We start from the raw sequence: 2117 nt of genomic DNA, 5'->3' as shown, positions 1-2117 counted from the left end.
TTTTTGTGTTTATTTTTATTGTTTGAAATATAAAGGTAAGAATTACCTTTTGTGAAAATATAATCGAGATGTAAAAAGAATATTTGTAATCTTACATAACCTTTTGTGTTTTTAAAGGATTTTACATAAGAAAAAATCTATAATTAAGGTAGTTAACATATATTTTTGATGGGTGTGGGGGATTATGAAAGAAATATGCATGTTATTAGTGGCTGTTATATTATGGGGGATAGCTATTGCACCAACAAAATGGGTGTTAGAATCTATTCAGCCGTTTACTTTGTTGTTTATTCGTCTTTTCTTTGCAGGTGGAATTTGTATGCTATTTTCATTTAAGCAACTACAAAAATCAGTTGTACATAAAAAAGTTCCATGGCAAAGAATGAGTTTGTTAGCCTTTACCGGTGTAGCTGGGTATTTTATGTTCACATCGTATGGTATTTCTTTAACAAGTGGATTACATGTTAGTATCATAGATGCTGCATTACCATTAGTTACAATTCTTTTTTCAGCATTCTTCTTGAAAGAGAAAATTCGATTGAATTATTGGATAGGGATTATATTGGGTGCTATAGGAGTACTCTTTATTACGATTCCATCTAAAAGTGCTGATCAAGAAGTGTCTTTAATAGGAGATATACTGATATTATTAAGTACTTTTCTATTTGCTTTCTACACGGTTTTGCTAAAACGACCAAAACAAGAACAGTATTTATCAAACGAGGTTTTTACAACATTAACTTTAATTATCGGAGCTGTTATTCTATTACCGTTTGCACTGGTAGAAATTCTTTATTACGGTTTACCAAAGATTGAAACTTGGAAAACGGGACTTAGTGTAATATACCTTGTTATTGGAGCAACAATTTTAGCATATTGGTTTTGGAATAAAGCGCTAGAGAGAGTTTCAGCATCAGTAAGCGGATTATATTTAAATGCATTACCATTAATAAGTATCGCTACTTCAATTATTCTATTAAATGAGTCTCTGACATGGAGGGTAATAATGGGAGCGAGTTTAGTTTTAATCGGAGTAGGATGGGCGGATAAGCAAAAGTTATGTAATCTATTAAAAGGTAATAAGGTGGAGAATAGAGACTGTTAAACAGTATGATTTATATAATTGAAATGTTAAAAAGATACCTTATATATGAGGTATCTTTTTTATTTAGCAAAGATAATAGACTAAAATTAGTATGGATATTCTTTGCTGTATTTATATGTGTCGAAATCATTTTGAAATATTGTTTGAACAAGTTGTATACATTCAGTATCATAAAAGCTTTCAAAAGTTGGATGACGGGGAAATAAAGGATCAGTAATATCAGCTTCGCTAAAATCCCCTTTATAAATCATGGCGGAAGTTTGATGATGCCATGATGTTGAGAACTCATTTATTGGTGCGGTTTTTAATTCGAAACGCTTTTCTAATTCTTTCATTTCCTGATCGAAGTTTTCTAAGTATATATAATTGGTCACATATTCTTCTTCACCAGCTATATATTGTTGTGTGAAATGTGGGTTAATATCACTTGCGTGAGCCCCTTTCATAAATAGATAGTATAAAAATTGTTTGAATGAGATCCCTTTGGGGGAATTTTCATCTTGATATAAAAACTTTCGGATGGGTTTCCATTCCGGATTTTCCATATAAGGAGGTCCAATTAAGGACACGAAAGAACTGACTGCTCTCCTATAAGGGTTACGAACAAGTTTAAACGTTTCTTTTTGTTTTTCTCGTAACGCTACACCTAGTCGTACACTATAGGCAGGTGTACTTTTGTATATATCGTATTCAAAATTATGAATGAAAGGACTATAACTTAGAGCTGTTTGCAATAAATCAATCTGGTAAAAGAACCAATTGGCAAGAGAAGTGCAACCGCTTTTTTGACTCCAAAATAGAATGATGGGAAACTTCCTATGATAGTGTGGGCTTCTTGAATGGGCGCTTATGGTGTTTAATAAATAAGGATTGAACAAGTTCTACACTCCTTTCACTTGTTTTACTGATATGTATGAGGAATAAAGAGGTGGTATGAGAGTCTTTTTCATCTTTTTTTAAAAAATGAAAGATTAATATTGACTATTAGTATATAGAGGTGTAATATAGAACA

The 2117-nt window shown here is 31.7% G+C and carries 2 protein-coding genes; one reads left to right on the top strand and one right to left on the bottom strand.

Annotated features, from left to right (window positions below; translation table 11 throughout):
• Positions 1-184 precede the first annotated feature (184 nt).
• Complete coding sequence (locus CN409_RS30355; protein ID WP_097892338.1) at positions 185-1105, top strand: DMT family transporter; 921 nt, start codon at positions 185-187, stop codon at positions 1103-1105.
• Positions 1106-1191: 86 nt separating this feature from the next.
• Here the strand turns inward: CN409_RS30355 and CN409_RS30350 are convergent, their stop codons facing one another.
• Positions 1192-1983 carry a sulfotransferase family 2 domain-containing protein gene (locus tag CN409_RS30350; RefSeq protein WP_097982227.1) on the bottom strand — a complete coding sequence of 264 codons (792 nt, stop codon included), beginning with the start codon at positions 1981-1983 and terminating at the stop codon, positions 1192-1194.
• Positions 1984-2117 lie beyond the last annotated feature (134 nt).

Origin of the sequence: Bacillus sp. AFS012607 (assembly GCF_002558005.1) — a bacterium.
Lineage (GTDB): Bacteria > Bacillota > Bacilli > Bacillales > Bacillaceae_G > Bacillus_A > Bacillus_A thuringiensis_S.
Note: the sequence above shows the minus strand (reverse complement) of the source record. Positions and strands in the feature narration are given on the sequence as shown.